This window comes from Desulfobotulus alkaliphilus (assembly GCF_007830435.1).
Classification (GTDB): domain Bacteria; phylum Desulfobacterota; class Desulfobacteria; order Desulfobacterales; family ASO4-4; genus Desulfobotulus; species Desulfobotulus alkaliphilus.
This window is the reverse complement of record NZ_VLLC01000002.1, coordinates 132,162-153,450: the sequence shown is the minus strand read 5'-3', so window position 1 is coordinate 153,450 and position 21,289 is coordinate 132,162. Positions and strand designations below refer to the sequence as shown.

General features: G+C 51.6%; 20 protein-coding genes. 13 read left to right on the top strand and 7 right to left on the bottom strand.

What is annotated here, in order from left to right:
- Position 1: 1 nt before the first annotated feature.
- From LZ24_RS02305 to LZ24_RS02270, 9 genes are all read left to right on the top strand, one after another.
- A complete protein-coding gene (locus LZ24_RS02305) occupies positions 2-322 on the top strand; it encodes a monovalent cation/H+ antiporter complex subunit F (RefSeq protein WP_144681920.1) in 321 nt (106 codons plus the stop codon).
- The gene (mnhG, locus tag LZ24_RS02300) at positions 319-660 is read left to right on the top strand and encodes a monovalent cation/H(+) antiporter subunit G (RefSeq protein WP_144681918.1); all 342 of its coding nucleotides are present in this window, start codon (positions 319-321) and stop codon (positions 658-660) included. Before LZ24_RS02305 ends, mnhG begins: the two co-directional genes overlap by 4 nt.
- Positions 657-899, top strand: coding sequence for a Na(+)/H(+) antiporter subunit B (locus LZ24_RS17775; protein WP_246118497.1), 243 nt, complete (start codon positions 657-659; stop codon positions 897-899). The genes mnhG and LZ24_RS17775 overlap by 4 nt, the downstream gene beginning before the upstream one ends.
- Positions 896-1,732 (top strand): Na(+)/H(+) antiporter subunit B, encoded by an 837-nt coding sequence (locus tag LZ24_RS02295; RefSeq protein WP_246118496.1) that lies wholly within the window; start codon positions 896-898, stop codon positions 1,730-1,732. The genes LZ24_RS17775 and LZ24_RS02295 overlap by 4 nt, the downstream gene beginning before the upstream one ends.
- A 2-nt stretch (positions 1,733-1,734) precedes the next feature.
- Positions 1,735-2,118 (top strand): cation:proton antiporter subunit C, encoded by a 384-nt coding sequence (locus tag LZ24_RS02290; RefSeq protein WP_144681914.1) that lies wholly within the window; start codon positions 1,735-1,737, stop codon positions 2,116-2,118.
- A gap of 33 nt (positions 2,119-2,151) precedes the next feature.
- On the top strand, positions 2,152-3,702 hold the full coding sequence (locus LZ24_RS02285) for a complex I subunit 5 family protein (RefSeq protein ID WP_246118495.1): 1,551 nt from the start codon (positions 2,152-2,154) through the stop codon (positions 3,700-3,702).
- A 2-nt stretch (positions 3,703-3,704) separates the two neighbouring features.
- Entirely contained in the window at positions 3,705-5,186 is a 1,482-nt protein-coding gene (locus LZ24_RS02280) for a monovalent cation/H+ antiporter subunit D family protein (protein ID WP_144681912.1), read from the top strand.
- Between the two features lie 63 nt (positions 5,187-5,249).
- Positions 5,250-7,040: a Na(+)/H(+) antiporter subunit D gene (locus LZ24_RS02275; protein WP_144681911.1), complete on the top strand. Its 1,791-nt coding sequence runs from the start codon at positions 5,250-5,252 to the stop codon at positions 7,038-7,040.
- Between the two features lie 90 nt (positions 7,041-7,130).
- The gene (locus tag LZ24_RS02270; RefSeq protein ID WP_144681909.1) at positions 7,131-7,613 is read left to right on the top strand and encodes a Crp/Fnr family transcriptional regulator; all 483 of its coding nucleotides are present in this window, start codon (positions 7,131-7,133) and stop codon (positions 7,611-7,613) included.
- Positions 7,614-7,728: 115 nt separating this feature from the next.
- Here the strand turns inward: LZ24_RS02270 and LZ24_RS02265 are convergent, their stop codons facing one another.
- The 3 genes from LZ24_RS02265 to LZ24_RS02255 form a co-directional block, all read right to left on the bottom strand.
- Complete coding sequence (locus tag LZ24_RS02265) at positions 7,729-8,214, bottom strand: methylated-DNA--[protein]-cysteine S-methyltransferase (RefSeq protein ID WP_144681907.1); 486 nt, start codon at positions 8,212-8,214, stop codon at positions 7,729-7,731.
- Between the two features lie 5 nt (positions 8,215-8,219).
- A complete protein-coding gene (gene gltA / locus LZ24_RS02260; protein WP_144681905.1) occupies positions 8,220-9,623 on the bottom strand; it encodes an NADPH-dependent glutamate synthase in 1,404 nt (467 codons plus the stop codon).
- 471 nt (positions 9,624-10,094) lie between these two features.
- Positions 10,095-10,934 carry a sulfide/dihydroorotate dehydrogenase-like FAD/NAD-binding protein gene (locus tag LZ24_RS02255; protein WP_144681903.1) on the bottom strand — a complete coding sequence of 280 codons (840 nt, stop codon included), beginning with the start codon at positions 10,932-10,934 and terminating at the stop codon, positions 10,095-10,097.
- Between the two features lie 228 nt (positions 10,935-11,162).
- On the opposite strand from LZ24_RS02255, the gene LZ24_RS02250 reads away from it, so the two are divergent.
- Positions 11,163-11,975, top strand: a complete 813-nt coding sequence (locus tag LZ24_RS02250) for a TatD family hydrolase (RefSeq protein ID WP_342779245.1) — start codon at positions 11,163-11,165, stop codon at positions 11,973-11,975.
- 417 nt (positions 11,976-12,392) lie between these two features.
- Here LZ24_RS02250 and LZ24_RS02245 read toward each other — a convergent pair whose 3' ends face one another.
- Both LZ24_RS02245 and LZ24_RS02240 read right to left on the bottom strand, forming a co-directional pair.
- Entirely contained in the window at positions 12,393-13,586 is a 1,194-nt protein-coding gene (locus tag LZ24_RS02245; protein WP_144681899.1) for a vWA domain-containing protein, read from the bottom strand.
- 399 nt (positions 13,587-13,985) lie between these two features.
- Positions 13,986-14,837, bottom strand: a complete 852-nt coding sequence (locus LZ24_RS02240) for an AAA family ATPase (RefSeq protein WP_144681897.1) — start codon at positions 14,835-14,837, stop codon at positions 13,986-13,988.
- A gap of 309 nt (positions 14,838-15,146) precedes the next feature.
- On the opposite strand from LZ24_RS02240, the gene tatA reads away from it, so the two are divergent.
- Together tatA and LZ24_RS02230 are read left to right on the top strand one after the other, a co-directional pair.
- Positions 15,147-15,335 carry a twin-arginine translocase TatA/TatE family subunit gene (gene tatA, locus LZ24_RS02235; protein WP_144681896.1) on the top strand — a complete coding sequence of 63 codons (189 nt, stop codon included), beginning with the start codon at positions 15,147-15,149 and terminating at the stop codon, positions 15,333-15,335.
- 505 nt (positions 15,336-15,840) lie between these two features.
- Positions 15,841-17,661 (top strand): acyl-CoA dehydrogenase, encoded by a 1,821-nt coding sequence (locus LZ24_RS02230; protein ID WP_144681894.1) that lies wholly within the window; start codon positions 15,841-15,843, stop codon positions 17,659-17,661.
- Between the two features lie 478 nt (positions 17,662-18,139).
- Here LZ24_RS02230 and LZ24_RS02225 read toward each other — a convergent pair whose 3' ends face one another.
- Complete coding sequence (locus LZ24_RS02225) at positions 18,140-18,835, bottom strand: Crp/Fnr family transcriptional regulator (protein WP_144681892.1); 696 nt, start codon at positions 18,833-18,835, stop codon at positions 18,140-18,142.
- A 133-nt stretch (positions 18,836-18,968) separates the two neighbouring features.
- Here LZ24_RS02225 and LZ24_RS02220 point away from each other — a divergent pair, with 133 nt between their 5' ends.
- A complete protein-coding gene (locus LZ24_RS02220; protein WP_144681890.1) occupies positions 18,969-19,688 on the top strand; it encodes an ATP-binding protein in 720 nt (239 codons plus the stop codon).
- 543 nt (positions 19,689-20,231) lie between these two features.
- On the opposite strand, the gene LZ24_RS02215 is transcribed toward LZ24_RS02220, so the two are convergent.
- Positions 20,232-21,119 carry a hypothetical protein gene (locus LZ24_RS02215; RefSeq protein ID WP_144681888.1) on the bottom strand — a complete coding sequence of 296 codons (888 nt, stop codon included), beginning with the start codon at positions 21,117-21,119 and terminating at the stop codon, positions 20,232-20,234.
- Between the last annotated feature and the right edge of the window lie 170 nt (positions 21,120-21,289).

Here is a 21,289-nt window from a genome sequence, read left to right as displayed (position 1 = left end):
CATGTTCACAGAAACCCTTTTCAATGCTGCGGCTATCTGCATTGCCATGGCCATGGCTGCGGGCCTTTACCGCGCCGTCCGAGGACCCTCCAGCCTGGATCACATCCTTGGTGTCAATGCCATCGGATCAAAAACCACCCCCCTTCTGGTCATCATCGGTGTCATGTATCAACGGGTGGACATGCTGGTGGATATTGCCCTGGCCTACGCCATGCTCAACTTCATTGCCGTACTGGCTGCCTCCCGCTATTTCCAGAAAAGGCGGGGCCTACACGAAGACTCCACACCTTCACAGACCCCGGATAAAGGATATGGACCATGATTATTTTTGACATTTTCATTGCCCTGCTCCTTGCAGCAGGCTGTGTCTTTCTTCTGGGAGGTGCTCTGGGCATTCTTCGTATGCCGGACTTCTATACAAGGCTCCATGGGGCAAGCCTCCTTGATACCATCGCCCTTGTCTGCCTCCTGAGCGCTTCAATCCTTTATGTACTGACAAGGCATCCGGATGTAAATGGCCTCATCACGAGCCTTAAAATCATTCTCATTGCCGTTTTTGTCTTCATTACCAGCCCCACGGCCACCCACGCCATTGCCGATGCAGGCAGACGGGCCGGGCTGAAACCATGGACCCGGCAAAACGAAGAGGAAAGCCCATGATTCCTGTTGATATTATTGTTTTAACCCTGATTATCATATGCGCCTTAGGCGCCCTTGCGGCAAAGGATCTCATGGTTGCCGCCATTGTCATTGGCGCATACAGTTTTCTCATCTGTCTGCTGCTGGCTGTCATGGGGGCCGTGGACGTTGCCTTCACCGAAGCCACCGTAGGTGCTGGCGTCAGCACGGTCTTTTTTGTTGCAACGGTTTTCCAGACCACAAGGAGGACCAAAGATTGAAAAAACTCGCCCTTATACTCTGCCTTTTTGCAGGCGGACTTCTTTTAATGAACGCCCACTACCTGCCCATGTGGGGGGATCCTGCTTCACCCGCCAGCACACATGTATCCCCCTATTTTATTGAAAATGCCTATGAGCACACCAAAACACCCAATATGGTGGCCGTGGTTCTGGCGGACTACCGATCCTACGACACCATGTTCGAGGCAGCAGTGGTCCTCGCTGCTGGCTTTGCCTGTTTTTTCCTTCTGCGCTCAAGGGCCAGGGGTAAAAAGGGCGGACACCACTACTACAGGCATATTCCGACGGGCGTAACCATAAAAATTGAAGAAGGGGGAAAGCTTCCTGCTGAAAACTCAAAGGTATTCAGATCCATAGATGCACTATGGACCCCCTACGATCCCATCATCCAGACCACATGCCGCTGCCTCATACCTTTTCTACAGATTTACTCCCTTTATGTACTGGCCCACGGCCACTACAGCCCGGGAGGCGGGTTTCAGGCAGGGGTGGTTCTTGGCGCCACCATCATTCTGCTTGCCATCAGCCATAACCTCAAAACATCCCTGAAGCGTATGAGTGAACGCACCGCAGCCCTCTGGTCCATTATCGGCGTGTTTATTTTTGCTGGTACTGGTCTTCTCTGCCTGCTTCTTGGTATGGACTATCTCAACTATGAAGTTCTGGCCCCTCTTCTTTTAAGCGATGAGGCCATGGCCAGATCCCACAGCATTCTCATCGTGGAGGTCGGTGTCACCATGGCTGTAATGGCTGTCATGGTATGGATTTACTACAACCTGTCTTCCGCAGGACAGCAGGACGAAGGACTCTGACTATGGATGCGATCCCTTATTTTATCGGCAAATACAACTATTGGGGCTGTATCTTCCTTTTCTTCCTTGGAATGTACGCCATGATTTCAAAAACCAACCTCATTAAAAAAATTATCGGGCTGAATATTTTTCAGACCTCCATCATTCTTTTTTTCATATCCGCATCTTTCAAACATGATGCAACCCTTCCCATACTTATGGAAGAACACAAGGGAGCCATTGACCCTGTCATGTATCTGAACCCGCTGCCCCATGTTCTCATGCTCACGGCCATTGTCGTTGCCGTGGCCACCCTGGGAGTAGCCCTGACTCTGGCTCTCAAGGTTTATCGTATATACGGTACCCTTGAGGAAGATGAAATCAACCACGCCATTCAGTCCCACTGAAACGGCATCTTATGAAGCGCCTCAGGGGCGCATATGGATCCGATTATGATGGAATTCAGCCAACACTCTCCCGTCCTTATTGTCATGGCCCCATTCCTGTTGGGTATGGCGGCAGCAGCTGCCGGATGGGCCAACAGGAAGTGGGCCTTCCCAATGGCCTTTCTTGGTCTGCTGTCCGGCCTCATTGCGGCCATACACATGCTCATAAAAACGGCAAAGGGCGAAATCCTTGTTTATCATATGGCCGGATGGCTGCCTCCCTTTGGCATAGCCTATCGCATCGACACCTTCAGCGCCCTCATACTTACTGCCATCATGGCCGTGGCCCTAATCAATCTTGTGGCATCCAGAGCAAGTGCTGAAAAGGATTTTACCGAAAAAGCCCCTGCCTGGTATGCTCTTTACGTATTTTTTGTATCAGGCCTTGCAGGAATGGTGGCAACAGAAGATATATTCAACCTCTATGTTCTTCTGGAAATTGCCTCTTTGTCCGCCTACGCACTGATTGGCATGGGCCACAACCGGGCACCCTTTGCAGCCCTGAACTACCTGCTCATGGGCACCATTGGAGCAAGCTTCTATCTCATGGGCGTTGCTTACATCTACATCGCCACAGGCTCCCTGAATATGACGGATATCGCTGTCATCCTTCAGGAAATGGGGCCCAACCCCACCATCACCATGGCCTTTGCCCTCTGCATGACAGGTCTTCTTGCAAAAATGGCCGCCTTCCCGGTTCACGGCTGGCTGCCCAATGCCTATACCTTTGCCCCGGATGCCACCACCAATGTCATGGCAGCCCTGACCACCAAAGTCAGTATTTACATTATGATCCGGCTTGTTCTTTCCCTGTTCCCGCTCTCCCTTGCCTTTGATACGGGAATCATTGCCGATGCCATGGTCTGGCTGGCCACCATAGGTATTTTTGCGGGTGCCTTCATGGCCCTTGCCCAAAAAAGTTTCAAAAGAATGCTCACCTACATCGTTGTGGTGGAAGTGGCTTACATGGTAGGCGGCTTCTGGCTGGGCAACCGGGCGGGCATGACCGGTGCCATGCTGCACATTCTCAATGACGCAGCCATGACTCTCTGTGTATTCATGGCTGTCGCCAACATCCGGGCCAGAAGAGGTGCCGATGCCTTCTCAGACCTTAAAGGTCTTTTCCAAACCATGCCCTTTTCCATGGGTGCTCTTGTTATTTCCGGCCTTGCGATCATCGGGATTCCTCCCACCTGCGGTTTTTTCAGCAAATGGTATCTTATTTCCGGCGGCATTGAAGCCGGGCACTGGGGCTTTGTTATTGCCCTGCTTTCTGCCAGCATCATCAATGCCATTCTCTTTTTCAAAGTATTTGAAATCGCTTTCTTTGAAGTACCAGCCGAAACCTTCGGCCAAAACTCCAGAGAGCATGAGAGTGACCACCATACCCATCACGGCCTGCCTTCTCTGGCCATGGCAGAAGCCCGCATATCCATGCTCATTCCCCTTATCATTATGGCACTGACCCTCCTTGCACTGGGCTTTATGACAGGAGGCATTGTAAACCTTTTCATTGACCCGGCGATTCCCGGACAGGTACTCTGAATATGGAAACCTTATACAGCATAACACCCCTCCTTGCCCTTCTGGTATCGCTGGCAGCTGTTCCGGCCATTGTTTCCAGCAGAAACATGAATGCCAGAGAGGCCTGGACATTTGCAGCCGCTTTTATCAAATTCGGCCTGGTCCTTTCCATGGCCCCCTTCGTCCTTCAGGGCGGAACCATACATTTCACCATTGCCGAAGTCATTCCCGGCGTCCCCATTGCCCTCAAGGTAGATGCTTTCGGATTACTTTTTGCTTTAGTTTCCTCTTCCCTCTGGATTGTCACTTCCGCTTACTCCATTGGTTACATGAGGGGTCTTGACGAGCATAGCCAGACCCGATATTTTAGCTTTTTCGCCATCTCCCTTTCTGCAACCATAGGGGTTGCCTTCTCGGCCAACCTCTTAACCATGTATCTTTTCTATGAGATGCTGAGCTTTGCCACCTATCCCCTGGTTGCCCACAATCAGGACCATGAAGGCAGAGTGTCCGGCAGAAAGTATATAGCCTATCTCCTTGGCGCATCAGTGCTTCTGGCATTTCCGGCCATGCTTTATGTCTATGTTCAGGCAGGAACCCTCGACTTCACCGCAGGCGGTGTAGTTGCAGGTAATGTTAACTCCGGTACCCTGCTTGTACTGGCCCTTATGCTTACCTTCGGCTTTGCCAAGGCAGGTATAATGCCCCTTCATTCCTGGCTTCCCGTAGCCATGGTGGCGCCCACCCCGGTCAGTGCCCTGCTCCATGCCGTTGCCGTAGTAAAGGTAGGTGTTTTCTGCGTATTCCGTGCCCTCACTGGCACCCTTGGCACCGGCCCCCTCTCCGATGCGGGTATCGGCACCATCATTGCCATATTTGCAAGCATCACAATACTTGTTTCATCGCTGATGGCCTTAAGTCAGGATGAACTTAAAAGACGACTGGCCTTTTCAACGGTGGGGCAGCTTTCCTACATTGTGCTGGGAGTTGCGCTCCTGACGCCAGCAGCCCTCCAGGGAGCCATGATGCACATCACCATGCACGCCTTCGGAAAAATCACCCTCTTTTTCTGTGCAGGTGCCATCTTTGTGGCCTCAGGAAAAAAATATATCAGCCAGATGAAGGGCATCGGCAGGCGCATGCCCATTACCATGACAGCCTTTTTCATAGGTGCACTGTCTGTTATAGGCCTTCCCCCCGCAGGAGGCTTTCTTTCCAAGTGGTATCTGGTCATCGGCACCCTGGAATCCGGACAGATCGCATTTCTTGTGGTGCTGCTGGTAAGCTCCATACTCAATGCGGCGTATTTTCTGCCCATTGTTTACAGGGCCTTTTTCTGCCCACCGGAAGAGGATTTATATAAAAATGAAAGTATCAAAGAGTCGCCACCATGGTGTCTGTATCCACTGAGCATCACAGCCATAGGCTGCCTTGTCCTGTTCTTTTATCCCCAGCCCTTTTTCAGGCTGGCCCAGCTTGCCGTCTCACAGATCATGGGCGGCTGAAAGTGGATGAAAGCTGTTCTATCATGACCCCATGTCAATGACATAAAGTACAGGAGTTTTCCCATGTACCAGACCCTATTCGGCAGCGGTATTCCCCCTGCCCTTATCCTCATCGGCGGTGCCCTGTTCATCCCTCTCATGTCGAAGGGAGTCAGGGCTGTCTGGATGCTGCTTCTGCCCCTGCTTGCCCTTACCGTTATTCTTAATACACCAGAGGGTATACACTGGGCAGTAAAATTCATGGATTTTGACCTTGTTTTCGGCCGCATGGACAGCCTTGCAAAACCCTTTGGAATCATCTTTGCTATTATCTGTTTTTTAAGTGTGATGTATGCACTTAAACTGCAGGATAATGTGCAGCATATGTGCGCCCTTTTTTACGCGGGCGGCGCTCTGGGTGTTACCTTTGCAGGCGATCTGCTTTCCCTCTATATCTTCTGGGAAATCATGGCCGTAGCTTCAACCTTTCTCATCCTTGCCAGAAAAAATAAAGCCGCCTATGACGCCGCTTTTCACTACATACTCATGCACATGGCAGGTGGACTGATCCTTCTGGCTGGTATTATTATCCACTATCAGGCCACAGGTGGCGACCTTTCCTTTACCCGCTTCCATCCGGATCAGGCAGGACTTGCCGAATATCTCATTATGGCAGGATTCCTCGTCAATGCTGCTGCCCCCCCCCTCCATGCCTGGCTTCCGGATGCATACCCTGAAGCAACGGTCACAGGGGCAGTATTCTTAAGTGCCTTTACAACAAAAACCGCCGTATATGTTCTCTGCCGCGCCTTCCCCGGTTTTGACATCCTTGCCATCATCGGTGCCTTTATGGCCGTCTATGGTGTCACATACGCCCTCATCACCACCGATGCAAGACGGATTCTGGCCTATCACATTGTCTGCCAGATAGGGTATATGGTGTGTGCCATAGGCATTGGCACCACCCTTGCCATCAACGGTGCCGTAGCCCACGCCTATACCAATGTCATATACAAAACCCTTCTGTTTATGGGGGCAGGAGCTGTACTCCAGATGGCAGGCAGTGTAAGAATCAAGGAGCTGGGGGGCCTAAGCAAACTCATGCCGCTGACCCTTGCATTCACAATTGTGGGAGGTATTTCCATATCCGCAGCGCCCCTGACCTCAGGATTCATCTCCAAGGATATCATCCTTTCAGCAGCGGACTATTCAGGAAGAAACATTCTCTGGATCATGCTTCTTCTGTCCAGTCTGGGAACCTGGATTTCAGTAGGTCTCAAACTTCCATACTACATCTGGTTTGGAGGCAAAGACACACCCAGCGTACCATCTACAAAAGAAGCTCCTGCCTGTATGCTCATTGCCATGGGGCTTACAGCTCTCATGTCCTTTTATCTGGGTTTTTTCCCCGATGCCCTTTACCGTATCCTCCCCCATGCAATGGACTACAACCCCTATACTCTCAAGCATCTTGGCAAACAGCTTCTCGTAATGGCTGTGGGGGCATGGCTTTTTGTTCTCATGGTTAAGGCGGCAAAGAAAAACAAAGACAAAGCAAAACCAGCAATCAAGCCATCGGATACGGATATCGCCTTTATTGCTGGCAGCAATGTATTTTACTCAATGATGGACCGGAGCCTGAACAGGCTCAATGAAAGTACTGAGAAGCTGGTTGCCGGTAAACTGACTCCTAAACTGGCGGCTCTTGCCAGCGACATTCCCCTTAAACTGACCCTGGCACTGTTGCGGCCATTTACGGACAAAACAACGGAAGAAGAGGTCAAATCAAGCTACAGTACCGGCACAACACCCCTTGGCCTGGGCGCTGCTGCCGTGGTCTTCTTGCTGATTATCCTTTTCTTTTTTTCAGGATGATCCCACCAGTGCTGCAGCCTGCCTTTTGCCTGAAGGAGGGGCTGCAGCAATCTGATAACACAATGTATCTTCCATGGAAGGAAGCTTGAAATGATTACAAGTGAAATATTGAAAAACTATCCCATACTGGAAAGTCTCACCCAGAAAGAGCTGGAAAAAATCACACCTCTCTGCCATGAGGTCCACTTTGAGGAAGGTCAGGTGATTTACAAGGAAGGGGATACAGCCGAAACGTTTTTCCTGCTTCAATCCGGCCTCGTTCTTTTGGAGGAGCGCCTCCACACAACCATGGCAGTTACCGTCGGGACACTGAAGCCAGGTGCTGCTTTCGGCCTCACCTCCATCCTTGACAATACAGGCTACAGCTTAAATGCCATAAGCGCAGGGACAACAGAACTTATTATGATAAATGGTTCAGGCCTTATTGATCTTTTTGAAAAAGATCATACTATTGGGTACAAAATCATGAGAGCTACGGTAAGCATCATACAAAATCGGCTGAGCCATCGCACACAGCAGTTTGTAAGATCCATCAGCGAGCACCCGGACATAGAAGATCTGAATGAAGAATAATACATTCTGCCCCCGCACGCTATGTTAATACATGACATTAACCGGTACTCAATCTTTCAGAATTAAAAAAGACTTGAGTGCCGGACCACCCTCTGACCCGTCACCTGCCTTTCCCTCAAGTTCTGCTTTTTTCAAGCCTGAGAAAAAAGACTTTACGAAGCAGTCCGCCGCTATAGCCCCCGAGGCTGCCATCTGCTGCTATGACCCTGTGACAGGGAATAAAAATGGGCAGGGGATTTCTGCCATTGGCATTGCCCACTGCCCGAGAGGCTCCGGGCTGCCCCAGAGCCAGAGCAATATCTTTATAAGACCTTGTTTCTCCGAAGGGAATGCCAAGCAGGGCTTCCCACACCCGCTGCTGAAAAGGCCTTCCTTCCGGCAGAAGTGGCAAATCAAAACGAATGCGTTTTCCTGCAAGGTATTCCAGAAGCTGTTTTTCTGCCTCCTTCAGCAGGGGGGCATCCGATGAAAAAGCGTTTCCCCTGCCCCCACCCTCTTCCAAAAAAACAAGCTTTTTCAGCCCTTTTTCTCCTGAATCACAAAAAAGAGCAACAGGCCCCAGGACCGTTTCAAAAACCCTCCCCCTGAAAGCCTGTTCCATCACCTTTACCAGCCCCGCATCAGGTAGTCATGCATGCTGTCTGCCGCTTTTCTGCCCGCACCCATGGCAAGGATCACCGTGGCTGCGCCGGTAACAATATCTCCGCCAGCCCAGACACCCCGCATGGTGGTCTTGCCGTTTTCAGCATCCGCATCAATGTTGCCCCAGCGGTTCAGGCGAATATCCGGTTCCGAGCTGGTGAGCAGAGGGTTGGCCCCTGAGCCTACGGCAATGATGGCAAGGTCACAGTCCATGGTAAAATCGGAACCCGCAACGGGAACAGGCCTTCTGCGACCCGAGGCATCGGGTTCACCCAGCTCCATGCGCTTACAGGTTACGGTTTTCAGTTTGCCCTTCTCATCCCCCTCAAAGCGAAGGGGATTGGTGAGAAGCATGAATTCCACCCCCTCTTCCTCGGCATGGTGGGATTCCTCAAGGCGGGCGGGCATTTCCTCTCTGGATCTGCGATAAACGATTTTCACGGACTCAGCCCCCATGCGCAGGGCCGTGCGGGCCGCATCCATGGCCACATTGCCGCCACCCACCACCACCACATTACGGCCCACGACCATGGGCGTATCATAGGCAGGATCATAGGCTTTCATGAGATTGGCCCGGGTGAGATATTCATTGGCGGAATACACTCCGATGAGGTTTTCTCCGGGTATGTTCATGAAACTGGGCAGACCTGCACCCACACCCACAAAGACCGCATCAAAACCCTCTTCAAAAAGCTCTTTCACATCCACAGCCCGGCCCACCACAGTATTGCAGACCAGATTGACGCCAAGTTTTTCCAGGGTCTGCACCTCAGACTCCACAATGGCCTTGGGCAGACGGAACTCAGGAATACCGTAAATCAGAACACCGCCCGGCTTATGGAAGGCTTCAAACAGGGTAACATCATGGCCCTTAAGGACCAGATCGCCTGCCACGGTAAGGCCCGCAGGGCCACTGCCCACCACGGCCACCTTTTTACCAGTGGATGCGGCTTTTTCCGGAAGGGAACCATCGCCGTTGTGCCGCTCCCAATCCGCCAGAAACCTCTCAAGGTTGCCTATGGCCACAGGGCTGCCTTTTTTGGCAAGGATGCACAGCCCCTCACACTGGCTTTCCTGGGGGCATACCCTGCCGCAGACCGCAGGAAGGGCATTTTTCTCCCAGATGATACGGATACCTTCGGCAAAACGGTCTTCTGCTATGGCTTTGATGAATTCAGGAATGGGTACGGCCACGGGGCACCCCTGAACGCACTGGGGATTTTTACACTGAATACAGCGGGAGGCTTCTTCTCTGGCCATCTCTTCCGTGTATCCCAAAGGTACTTCAAGAAAATTATGACGGCGGACATCCGCTGCCTGCTCAGGCATGGGAAGTCTGTCCTTTTTTTTCTTATCCTTTTCCTGCATGATTCTCCTCCGGCCTTTTTTTGCATCATCATAACAGATGCCAAAAGCCTGTGAACCGCCTTGCGGTATGATGACGTAAAGTAAATTCTTCCACTGAAGGTAGCTGTCTGACCATCGACTGCAAGACAAAATAGATTGATTTCAAAAATTTGCCCATAAAGCAAGGAACCGTGGCTATTTGCAGGTGACGTTGCAATCGTTTCGGATCAGAGCTTTGAAGGCCTGTGCGAAAGAAGCGGCAAATTGTCTGAGCCGCCACAAAGGCAGCGTGCCTAAGCCTGCTATGGCAATACAAAAGTTAAACCTGCCTGTGGCGGCGAGTTTTTGCCGCTTCCGCACAGGACAAAAAGCTCCCGAATAAGATTGCGTCACAGGCAAATAGCCTGGGTGCCTGCACACCTGCCCGACAACCAGAAGACCTAGCAGACAAAAACGGCACGAAAAAACAACAATATCAAGTTAATATTTCAGCTATGGAGCCATCTCCATGCGGCACTTATGATCCTCCATGGCTGTCCGCTCCTCTTCCCTGTAGGCATTGAGACGCTGGGAAAGGCCATCAAAATCTACGGCATGACCGTCAAACTCAGGGCCATCCACGCAGGCAAACTTCACCTTGTCTCCCACACTCACCCGGCATCCGCCGCACATGCCCGTCCCATCTATCATGATGGGATTGAGACTGACCAGTGTATGAATTCCATAGGGGCGGGTCATTTCACTTACCGCCTTCATCATGGGCACAGGACCGATGGCCACAACCATATCCGGCTTATCCTGCTCCAGCACTTCCTTCAGTGCGTCGGTGACAAAGCCTTTTTTTCCCACAGAACCGTCATCACTCATGGGAAGGAAGGTATCCGCAAGGTCGGCCATCCGCTCTTTAAGGATCATAAAATCCGCACTTCTGGCACCAAGGATGGTGGTGAGGCGGTTACCTGCCTGCTTCATGGCTCTGGCAATGGGGTGCAGAACGGCAATGCCTGTTCCGCCGCCAATGCAGACCACATGGCCTGCTTTTTCAATATCCGTGGCGCGCCCCAGAGGACCGATGAGATCTGCGTATGCATCCCCTTCCTTCAGGGAGGCAAAAAGGGCTGTGGATTTCCCCACCACCATGAAAATAACCGTCACCGTACCGGCTTCGGCATCCGTATCCGCCATGGTCAGAGGGATGCGTTCACCGGTTTCCGTGGCTTTTAAAATAAGAAACTGACCGGGCTTTGCTTTGCGGGCAACCCTTGGCGCATGGATCTCATGGAGAATGACAGAAGATGCCACAAGCGCTTCCCGTTTGACTATCTTGAACATGCTTCCTCCTTATGTATTTTTTTGACCGGTTACTACATAAACGTAGAATCCATGGAAAGCAAGCGCGGGAAAGAAGAATCAGACATCCCTTACACAGGCCCGCCCTAAAAAATGCCTTTCAAATAATCCAGGACCAGAGATTTGATCTCCTTTCAAAGCAGTGATACAAAACCATGGACCAGTCGGCACAGGGCTGATCCGTGCCACCCCATGAACAGAGTGAGGAATATGATGCGTTTTTTTGACAGCCATTGCCATATAGAAGATGAAAGGGCCTTTGGAAAGGACAGGGATGCCATGCTCCGGAGAGCCAGAGAAGCCGGGGTGCTGTGCATGATGATTGCAGGCATCAGCCTTGAAAGATCCAGACGGGCCGTGGCCCTGAGCGAAGAGAACCCCGGACTTTTTGCCAGCGTGGGCATCCACCCCCACGACAGCGAAAGCTGCAACGGCAGCATTATCAGTATACTGGCCTCTCTGGCCCGCAATCCCAGGGTACGGGCCTGGGGGGAATGCGGCCTGGACTTTAACCGCATGCATGCGCCCATGGATGTGCAGGAAAGGTGGCTGGAAGCCCAGATTGATGCCGCCATGGCCCTGAAGCTGCCCATTATTTTCCACGAAAGGGATTCAGGGGGCAAACTCCTTTCCATGCTCAGACACATGGCACCCTCCGGTCTCTCCGGAGTGGTTCACTGTTTTTCTGGCAATCTGGAAGAAATGAAAGGCTATCTGGATCTGGGGCTTCACATCGGCATTACGGGTATTCTTACCCATAAACAGCGGGGAGAAGAGCTGAGGCGCATGGTACGCATGCTTCCCGATGACGGCATCCTCATTGAGACCGATGCCCCCTACCTGACCCCGTCTCCGGAACGCAACCGCCACAAACGCAACGAGCCTGCCTTTGTGCCCTCGGTTCTGAAAACCCTTGCCGCCATACGAAAAACCCCCGAAGAAGAGCTGGCAGAAACGGTTTTTCAGAATACCTGCGAGCTTTTCCGTGTAAAGCCCGATGAAATCCCTGATTCTAAAGAGTGAGAAATGGGGAGTGGGAAGTGGGAAACAGGCAGAGTGCCCCTCTGCCTGAATCAAATCCGGTTGATAGTCTGCGTGCCGGGTCTTCTCTCCCGAAAGGATTGGCCTTACTCATAGTTTTTATCAGGCCCGTTGGGTTATAAAAAAACAGTTTTGGGGGTTCCCCCAAGGCTCTTTTTCCCTCACCTTCCTTAATGATCTTAACGACCTTAAAGTCCTTAACGACAATACCCACGACCAGCCTCAACGCCATAAAGGAGCAGGTAGGGCAGACACAGGATCTGCACCTGCGAATGGATAGTGCAGCCCCTGCTTTGTAGGGGCAGGCCCCTGTGCCTGCCCTGGGGTGAGGGTTCCATAAAGCAATTCTTGTCCAAGGGGAGAAAAGCGCCAGAGCAAGGCCGTTACCGGACAGTCTCCTTAGTTTTTCCGCATCAGCACCGTTACAGCCTCTTCAAGGCCATCCAGAGAAAGGGGAAACATGGGAAAGACCTGACTGATAAGATTGATGGTCGCCGTATACCCCCACATGCGTGGATTCACAGGATTGAGCCAGACACTGCGGGAGAAGGTTTCCGCAAGAAACTGCAGATTTTCCACGCTGGGTCTGCCGCTGCGGTACTGCATGTGGATGGCCCCGTTTCTGGCCATCAGCTCATAGGGAGCCATGCTGGCATCGCCCACAAAAATGAGCCTTGTTTCCGGATCTTTTCTGGCAAAATCCATAAGGTTGACGGGTTTTTTATACCGGGAAGGATCCTCCCAGACCGTATCATAAATGGTATTGTGGAAAAAAAAGGTGCGGACCTCCTTGAACTGGGATCTGGCATAATCAAAGAGGGTCTGCACCACATCCACGTAAGGGTCCATGGACCAGCCGCCATTATCGATAAAGAGCATGATCTTGAGCCGGTCCCTGAGGCTTCGGTCAAACTGAATCTCTATCTCCCCGCCATTCTTCAGGGTCTGGCGCAGGGTGGCATCGATATTCACCTGATCCCTCGGCCCTTCGGGCACCATGTTCCGAAGCCGCTTCAAAGCTTCCCCCACTTGGGACTGGGTCAGGGGACCGCTGGCGGAATAATCCTTATAACGGCGCTCACCCGCCACCTTCACCGCAGACTTGTTCCGGGAAACCCCGCCCACACGCATACCTTCGGGATGATACCCCGAATGTCCCACCGGCGATGTGCCCCCTGTACCAATCCAGCGGTTGCCCCCGTCATGGCGTTCCGTCTGATCCTTCAGCCTTTCCTTGAAATATTCGATGAGTTCATCCGGCGAAAGATTTGCCAGCTTTTTTTCATCCACTCCAAGGGCTTTGGCAATCTCTTTGGGATTCTTTAGCCACTCGTCCAGCAGGGCTCTGGCGATTTCATCCATCTCAAAGCCCTCTTCCACGGAAAGCTCCACACCTTCAAAGTGATGGGCAAAGGCCTGATCAAAAAGATCAAAGTGGCGTTCACTTTTTATGAGGATACTCCGGGAAGCCATGTAAAAATCATCCAGAGAACGGATCAGCCCCATGGTCATGGCCCTGTGAAGGGTCAGAAAAGCCGTGGGACTCACGGGGATTCCGATATTTTTCAAGAGATAAAAAAACGCAACAAACATGAAAATTTCCCTTCAGGAATTATGGAGATTCTTCCATCAGAGGTAATTATTCAGCACAGTTTTCCAAGTACCATACCTGCAAGACAGATGCACAGGCCCCTGGCTATTTGCCCGTGACGCAATCTTATTCGGGAGCTTCTTGCCCTGTGCGGAAGCGGCAAAAACTCGCCGCCACAGGCAGGATAAGCTTTTTGATTACCATGGTAGGCCTTGGCACGCTGCCTTTGTGGCGACTCAGACAGTTTGCCGCTTCTTTCGCACAGGTCTGCAAAGCTCTGATCCGAAACGATTGCAATGTCCCTTGCAAATAGCCACGGAGCCTTGCAACAGTACGACGCTGCTGCAATTACAGCATTGGCAGTTCAGAATAAACTGCGCTGAACAGTTACCATCAGAGGATCACAGCCCCCGGCGACGGGTGACAAGGCGGGTGACCCGCTCATAGTCCGGGCTTTTTTTGAACAGAACCCCCAGAAAAGGCACCTGCCCCTTCACAAGATCCGCAGCCTTGAAATCCGGGTCCGCATCCAGAGCACGCATCCAGTTGATCAGCTCCCGTGTGGCAGGACGTTTTTCTATGCCGTCCAGATCCCTGAGCTTATAGAAGGTGTCAATGGCACTTTCCGCCAGTTTTTTATCAATCACGGGAAAATGCACATCAATAATACGGCGCATCATCTTGGGATCGGGAAAGGCAATGTGATGGAAATTGCAGCGGCCAAGGAAGGGATCGGAAAGATCCTTTTTGGCATTGGATGTAATGATAATCACAGGCCTGTGCTTTGCCTGCACCGTTTCATCCACCTCAATGATGTCAAACTGCATCTGGTCCAGAACATCCAGCATGTCATCCTGAAAATCCGTATCCGCCTTATCGATCTCATCAATGAGCAGCACCACCCTTTTATCCGCCGTAAAGGCCTGACCGATCTTGCCCATGCGGATATATTCCCGGATATTGCTCACATCCCGGCTGGAGTCACCAAAGCGGCTGTCATTGAGGCGGGTCAGGGTATCATACTGGTACAAGGCCTCAATGAGCTTCATGCTGGACTTCACATTGAGGATGGTCAGGGGCATGCCAAGGCTTTCCGCAATGGCATGGGCCAGCATGGTCTTGCCCGTTCCCGGCTCTCCCTTCAGCAGCAGGGGCATCTCCAGAGCCATGGAAATATTCACAATACTTGCCAGTTCATCATCCAGAACATAGCGCCTGGCACCGGTAAACTGTACACCGGAAGTTGTCGTCATACCGAATCTCCTTATGGACTTACCTTGCTTTTCATCCCGTTTCAGGGAAAAATTTAAAAACTTTCTGATCAAAAAAAATCTCCTGCGTTTTTTTCACAGTACCCGGACAGATGCAAACACAAAACACCGTCCGCATCAGGGGGGAAGCCATTTTTATATGCTCCACAATGGGCAAAGCCCGACCATCCGTCAAGCCCTTCTCTCCTCCGGCCATTTGACAATTGACATAGCGCTGCACTTGGTGCTATTGGCATATCCTTGATAAAATAAAATATACTGTTTTAAAACCATGAGATTTGAGGAGTTGCCATGTTTGGCATAGGCATACCGGAACTGATTATCATCCTTGTCATTGTGCTCGTCGTCTTCGGAGCAGCCAAGCTTCCTGAAATCGGCTCCGGGCTCGGCAAAGCCATACAAAACTTCAAACAGGCTTCCAGTAAGGAGAACCTTTCCGATACAAGGCTGGACCAGGAAAATAAAAAAGATAACGAATAAAAAAGGAGCGCGGAAAATAAAAACGGGCAAAAAAACATAAAACACAAAGAAAAACAGGACTCACACAAAAAACAGCCACCAACCGGCAGCAGACGCCTCCTGCAGATCGTAGTAAAAAGAAAAATTCTTTAAAAATCAGAGATTGTTTTATTAAAAAAACCGAAAAAAAAACAGTTTTATGGCGGATAAGGATACAAAATTCTCCCATATACCATTGACATCCTGTGGATTTAAAAGTATGCGTGCAAATGATCAGAGTTTGAGAATCATCCGGGTTGCAGAGACTTTTTTGCGTCCGGTCATAAAAAACGGGGCAAAAGCTTCCTCTTACTGTAAGGATCATAAGATTTTTCTTTAAAAAAGTTTTTCAGGCTCCATACCGCAAGAATTTTATATCACGTTTTCACCACAGCTTCAGCTGTGTCCGCATTGATGATTTTTTTCACTTTGCTTTAAGGATTAAGGTTCAGGAGTCACCAAAACATTTAATAAGGAGAGATGGGAAATGCCACTTATTGAACGCAGAGACCAGGATTTTCTGTTGCACGAAGTATTCAGTGTAAGTGAGTTCAGCAAGCATGAGAAGTTTGCGGATTTCAACAAAAAAACCTGTGACATGATCATCACCGAGGCCAGAAACCTGGCCATCAAAGAAATCCTTCCCACCAACAAACTGGCGGACAAGGAAAACGGTCATCCCGAAGCCGTAAAACTGGAAAACGGTCAGGTTAAAGTTCCGCCCTCATTCCACAAGCCCTACAAGCTCTTCTGTGATGGTCAGTGGCTGGCCATGTGCGATGATCCCGAATTCGGTGGTCAGGGCATGCCCCACCTTCTGGCCATGGCTGCCGGTGAATACTTCACCTCCGCCAACTGCTCCTTCATGATGTACCCCGGCCTGACCCACGGCTGCGGTAACATCCTTGCCACCTTTGGTACGGAAAAGCAGAAGCAGCTTTATGTGAAAAACATCTTCACCGGTAAATGGGGCGGCACCATGTGCCTCACCGAAGCCGTTGCCGGTTCCGATGTTGGCGCCCTTGAAACCGTTGCCATTGACCAGGGAGACGGCACCTACAAGATCAAAGGCAACAAGATCTTCATTTCCGGTGGTGACTCCGACCTTGTGGAAAATATGGTACACCCCGTTCTTGCCCGCATTGAAGGCGCTCCCGCAGGCACCAAGGGTATCTCCCTTTTCCTTGTTCCCAAGTACAGAGTGAACGATGACGGCTCCATGGGCGAGTTCAACGACGTTGAAACCGTAGGTATCGAAGAAAAAATGGGTATCCACGGCAACGCCACCTGTACCCTCGCCTTCGGCTCCAAGGACAACTGCATCGGTGAACTCATCGGTGAGCCCAACAAGGGCATGAAGTACATGTTCCTCATGATGAACGAAGCCCGTCAGGGCGTGGCCATGCAGGGCCTTGGCTTTGCCACCGCCTCCTACTGCAATGCCATCCAGTATGCCAAAGAGCGTATTCAGGGCCCCAACCTGATGAAAGCCGTTCTTGAAGGCGACCTGACCGGTGTACCCATCATCCAGCACCCCGATGTACGCCGCATGCTTATGTCCATGAAAGCCTATGTGGAAGGCTGCCGCTTCCTCGTATACTATCTGAACAGCTGCTTTGACAAAGCCACGGTTACGGACAGCGATGATGAAAAAACAAAGTGGGAAGGTCTCATTGAAATCCTGACCCCCATTGCCAAGTCCTACTGCACCGACAAAGCCGTTGAAGTGGCTTCCACCGGTATTCAGGTTTACGGCGGTTACGGCTTCATCGAAGAATATCCCCAGGCCCAGCACTACAGAGATGCCAAAATCACCGCCATCTATGAAGGCACCAACGGCATCCAGGCCATGGACCTCCTTGGCCGCAAACTGGGTATGCGCAAAGGCAAGCCCATCATGGATCTCATGGGTGAAGTCAATGCAACCGTTGCCAAGGCCCGTGAAGCTGGTCTTGAGAAAATTGCAGACAGCCTGCAGGCAGCCCTGAACAAGCTGGGTGAAGTGGCCATGACCCTTGGTGCCGCAGCCATGAGCGAAAAAGCTCTGGATGCCTTTGCTTCTGCCACTCCCTTCCTTGAAGTGGCCGGCGACCTTGTTATGGCATGGGCATGGGCCGAGCGTGCAGCCGCAGCCAAAAAAGCCATTGAAGGCGCCAAGAAAAAAGACGTACCCTTCTACGAAGGCCAGATTGCAACTGCCAAGTACTTCTATGAGCAGCTTCTGCCCACCGCAGTAGGTAAAATGGACTCCGTTAAAAACCTGACCGGAGCCATCATGGAAATTCCCGAGGAAGCCTTTGTTGGCTAATCCGGATCTCCCGTTTTAAAAGGTTCAGGGCCGCTATCCGGTTCTGAGCCTATCGTATAAAAAATAAGGTGCAGGCGGGTTTATTCCTCTGCACCTTATTTTTTTGTGATTGTTCAGCACAGTTTTTTTCCGAAATGCTAACGTTTTAATTTTATTGGCTCAGTTCTATTGAAAGGCACCCTGGCTGTTTGCAAGTGACGTTGCAATCGTTTCGGATCAAAGCTTTGCAGGCCTGTGCGAAAGAAGCGGCAAACTGTCTGAGCCGCCACAAAGGCAGCGTACCTAAGCCTGCCATGGTAATCAAAAAGCTTATCCTGCCTGTGGCGGGGAGTTTTTGCCGCTTCCGCACAGGACCAAAAGCTTCCGAATAAGATTGCGTCACGGGCAAACAGCTTGGGTGCCTGTGCATCTGTCTGGCAGGTATGGTCTTTAATAAATTGTGTTGAACAATTACTTTTTTTAAAAATTTTTTAAGACCTCACTCCATCCTTCCCTCTTCGGCCACCATGGCAAGCCCTTCGGGATCACAGATTTCAATGCTGCTGCCCCTTACCTCAAGATATCCCGCAGCAGCCATTCGGGAGAGAATTCTGGAAAGGGTTTCCGGACTGGTTCCCAGCAGGCTGGCCAGCTGGGCCTTGGATACGGGCAACACCAGAGCCCCCCCATTGCCCTCTGATTCCTCCCTCAGGGTCTGGAGATAGGCCGCCAGTCTGGCAGGAACCTCCTTGAGGGTCAGATGCTCTATCTGGGTGGTAAACAGCCTGAGCCGCCGGGAAAGCACAGCCAGCATGGAAAGGGCCAGATCCGGTGTGTCTGCGAGTTTTTCCACAAAGGCCTTTCTGGGCAGAAAAATAAGCTGGCTCTGCTCCAGGGTCTGGGCACTGGCGGGATAGGGAATACCTGCAAACATGGGAACCTCTCCCACGGGTTCTCCCTCCCCCAGAATATGCAGAATTTTTTCCCTGCCTTCGGCCGTGGATTTAAACACCTTGACCCTGCCGGACAGCAGCACAAAAAAACCCTCCGCCCTCTCCCCTTCCTGAAACAGCATTTCCCCGCGGAGGCTTTCCCGTAGCCGTCCGATATCAGCCAGCGAGGCAAGGGTCGGAGCATCCAGATCCGAAAAAAGGGATGCCTGCCTTAAACGTTTTAAACCATCTTCTGTCTGCATTTTTTTTAATCCTTGATTCATATCAATGTATTTTTTTATCCCCTGCCTTATCCTTAATCATAAAATATGAAAAGGGTGCCCCAGTACCCGCCCCTGAAAAGCATCAGCCCTTACGGAGCAAAGGAGTTCAAAAATGAAAATTTTACGGGACATGATAGAAATAGATGAAGAAAAATGCGATGGTTGTGGCCTCTGCATTCCTTCCTGCGCCGAAGGTGCCCTTGCCCTTGTGGACGGCAAGGCAAAGGTGATCCGGGACCCCCTTTGTGACGGACTGGGCGCATGCATCGGTGCCTGCCCCCAGGGTGCCTTAAGCATCGTCAAAAAAGAAGCCGAGCCCTTTGACGAAGAGGACGTTCACCAGCACCTCAAAAGCCGGGGCTGCCCCTCCTCCCTACCAATAAACCTGAACCCTGCGCCAGCGCCTTCTGGCGAACCAGCCCCTTCCGCCCTTGCCCAGTGGCCTGTGCAACTGCGGCTCATTCCTCCCACAGCGCCTTTTCTGCGGGGGGCCGACCTTCTCATCCTTGCAGACTGCAGCGCTGTGGCGGACCCCAATCTGCACAGGGATCTGCTGCCGGGAAAAGCCCTTCTCATGACCTGCCCCAAACTGGACAATGGCGAGGAAACCATAGAAAGACTTACTGCCATTTTTTCCCATGGGGATATCCGATCCGTCACAGCAGCCATTATGGAAGTACCCTGCTGCGCCGGTCTTTCCCGCATGATTCAGGAAGCCATGAAACGTTCCGGCAGACATAATGACCTCAAAGAAATCATTGTCCAGCGCAGTGGAAAGCGGGGACGACCCGAAACAGCACCGAAGCCTCCGGTTTTTTTAAAGGCATTCTGATTACCACGATCTTTCAGGACAAGAAGCTCCCGAATCCGGCACTCAAGATCCTTGAAGCACTTTTGCTCCCGTAAAGGGCTTGAGCTTTTCAGCTTGAGTGCCGGATTGCGTCACGAACAAATAGCCCGGTTGTCTGATTAATGGTACTCCATTTGCCAAAGGAAAATTATGCTGAATAATTACTCTTCTGTAACTGTTCAGCACAGTTTATTCTGAACTGAAATGCTGTAATTGCAGCAGCTTCGTACTGTTGCAAGGCTCCGTGGCTATTTGCAAGTGACATTGCAATCGTTTCGGATCAGAGCTTTGCAGGCCTGTGCGAAAGAAGCGGCAAACTGTCTGAGCCGCCACAAAGGCAGCGTGCTTAAGCCTGCCATGGTAATCAAAAAGCTTATCCTGCCTGTGGCGGGGAGTTTTTGCCGCTTCCGCACAGGGCAAGAAGCTCCCGAATAAGATTGCGTCACGGGCAAATAGCCGGGGCCTGTGCATCTGTCTTGCAGGTATGGTACTTGGAAAACGGTGCTGAATAATTACACTCTTTTTTTAATTGTTCTCAAAATCAAACTCCCTGCTCTGCACACCCGCATCCCATGGAAGGGCGCCGGGCCAGAGACTGTGGAGGAGACTTTCCGCAAGATACAGTTCCTCTGCCACCCTTTCAGGATCCGCATCCAGCACCCGGTCTCCGGAAAGAAGCAGGGTTTCCATGGTTCCCCGCTCCAGCGCCGCAGCCACACGCTTTGCCCCGGAATACCTCTGCTCCAGTCTCCGCCGGGCATGGAGCAGGGGCTGAGGCCAGGGGACATCCATGGGAGCTTCGGCCATAACCTTCACCATGAGATTAAAAAATTCAGAAAAATGCTGGTTGCCCTTTTCCTTTGCCACCAGCCGCTTCAAAATCTCAGCCCGCCCTTCCAGCACATCCATGCCCGAGGTCCAGAGGGTCAGCACCATGTCCATGGCAAGGGATAGGGGCTCAATGGACCGGATCTCTTCCAAAAGTTCCGGGGCCATATGGCGGTGAAGACAGAGCCTCCCCACAAAGTGTGAGATCTCAGCCGCACTCAGGGGAAGATCCACAATCACTCCGCCCGTATCCAGCCGGGCAAAGGGCTGCTCCTGAAAAAGGGCCGTGCAGAGATTCCGGATACCGGAAGCCTCCCAGCCCCTGCCGCCCCATATATCCACAAGCCCCTGCCTGAAGGCCCTGTCCGGAAACATCCAGAGATCCTTCAGCATGACCGATGCCTCATCCGGTCCGGATACCATAAGGGAAGCCGCCTCCCCCACTCCGGCATATCCAAAAACATCCGCCGCAAGGGCTTCCACTTCAGATCCTGCCGGTCTTGGTGTCTGAAAAAAAAGCCTTACAGCGTTCAGCATCTTCCCTTCTCTGCCGGAACAGAACGGGCTGTAACCTGAGGGGTCCATGGCGGCTCCTTTCTTTCAGGTCCGGTGATCAATCGCTTATGGACAAAAAACATGGACTTTAAAAATACAATTCTTTAAAAGGAGAACAGGATGAAAGAGCTTCTTTTTCTGCTGGCCATCATTGGCGTCTGGTACCTTCTGCAGGCCTGGATACTGCCGAAACTGGGCAT

Excerpts from the sequence above, each read along its gene's own strand:
- LZ24_RS02245 (WP_144681899.1), bottom strand. The coding sequence starts at position 13,586 with ATGTTTGTTGCGTTTTTTTATCTCTTGAAAAATATCGGAATCCCCGTG.
- LZ24_RS02280 (WP_144681912.1), top strand. The coding sequence starts at position 3,705 with ATGGAAACCTTATACAGCATAACACCCCTCCTTGCCCTTCTGGTATCG.
- gltA (WP_144681905.1), bottom strand. The coding sequence starts at position 9,623 with ATGCAGGAAAAGGATAAGAAAAAAAAGGACAGACTTCCCATGCCTGAG.
- LZ24_RS02230 (WP_144681894.1), top strand. The coding sequence starts at position 15,841 with ATGCCACTTATTGAACGCAGAGACCAGGATTTTCTGTTGCACGAAGTA.
- LZ24_RS02255 (WP_144681903.1), bottom strand. The coding sequence starts at position 10,934 with ATGTTCAAGATAGTCAAACGGGAAGCGCTTGTGGCATCTTCTGTCATT.
- mnhG (WP_144681918.1), top strand. The coding sequence starts at position 319 with ATGATTATTTTTGACATTTTCATTGCCCTGCTCCTTGCAGCAGGCTGT.
- LZ24_RS17775 (WP_246118497.1), top strand. The coding sequence starts at position 657 with ATGATTCCTGTTGATATTATTGTTTTAACCCTGATTATCATATGCGCC.
- LZ24_RS02220 (WP_144681890.1), top strand. The coding sequence starts at position 18,969 with ATGAAAATTTTACGGGACATGATAGAAATAGATGAAGAAAAATGCGAT.
- LZ24_RS02290 (WP_144681914.1), top strand. The coding sequence starts at position 1,735 with ATGGATGCGATCCCTTATTTTATCGGCAAATACAACTATTGGGGCTGT.
- LZ24_RS02250 (WP_342779245.1), top strand. The coding sequence starts at position 11,163 with ATGATGCGTTTTTTTGACAGCCATTGCCATATAGAAGATGAAAGGGCC.
- LZ24_RS02285 (WP_246118495.1), top strand. The coding sequence starts at position 2,152 with ATGGATCCGATTATGATGGAATTCAGCCAACACTCTCCCGTCCTTATT.
- LZ24_RS02215 (WP_144681888.1), bottom strand. The coding sequence starts at position 21,119 with ATGGACCCCTCAGGTTACAGCCCGTTCTGTTCCGGCAGAGAAGGGAAG.
- tatA (WP_144681896.1), top strand. The coding sequence starts at position 15,147 with ATGTTTGGCATAGGCATACCGGAACTGATTATCATCCTTGTCATTGTG.
- LZ24_RS02225 (WP_144681892.1), bottom strand. The coding sequence starts at position 18,835 with ATGCAGACAGAAGATGGTTTAAAACGTTTAAGGCAGGCATCCCTTTTT.
- LZ24_RS02275 (WP_144681911.1), top strand. The coding sequence starts at position 5,250 with ATGTACCAGACCCTATTCGGCAGCGGTATTCCCCCTGCCCTTATCCTC.
- LZ24_RS02240 (WP_144681897.1), bottom strand. The coding sequence starts at position 14,837 with ATGACGACAACTTCCGGTGTACAGTTTACCGGTGCCAGGCGCTATGTT.
- LZ24_RS02270 (WP_144681909.1), top strand. The coding sequence starts at position 7,131 with ATGATTACAAGTGAAATATTGAAAAACTATCCCATACTGGAAAGTCTC.
- LZ24_RS02265 (WP_144681907.1), bottom strand. The coding sequence starts at position 8,214 with ATGGAACAGGCTTTCAGGGGGAGGGTTTTTGAAACGGTCCTGGGGCCT.
- LZ24_RS02305 (WP_144681920.1), top strand. The coding sequence starts at position 2 with ATGTTCACAGAAACCCTTTTCAATGCTGCGGCTATCTGCATTGCCATG.